The sequence below is a fragment of the Corynebacterium sp. UMB4614 genome (genome assembly GCF_030217065.1).
Lineage (GTDB): Bacteria > Actinomycetota > Actinomycetes > Mycobacteriales > Mycobacteriaceae > Corynebacterium.
This window is the reverse complement of the sequence record NZ_JASONC010000145.1, coordinates 1-206: the sequence shown is the minus strand read 5'-3', so window position 1 is coordinate 206 and position 206 is coordinate 1. Positions and strand designations below refer to the sequence as shown.

Below are 206 nucleotides of genomic sequence, written 5' to 3'. Positions count from 1 at the left end.
ACGCCACCAAAGAGCATGAGGCGCACGGTGCCGCGGCTGCCGAAGTCGATCATGACGGTGGTGTGGCTGCCCGCACCATCGACGCTCTTGACGGTGCCCAGGCCGTACTTATCGTGGTTGACGCGATCCCCCACGGCCAGCTCCAGGGGCTTGCCGCTGCGGTCTGTGGCCTTCTTCTTGCCCTTCGCGGCCGCACCCTTGCCCGC

1 protein-coding gene is annotated in these 206 nt (G+C 67.5%); it reads right to left on the bottom strand.

The genetic code is table 11. The annotated features are described in order from the left end of the window. A partial coding sequence (locus QP413_RS10250; protein ID WP_284781639.1) for a hypothetical protein occupies positions 1-206 on the bottom strand: 206 nt, incomplete at both ends.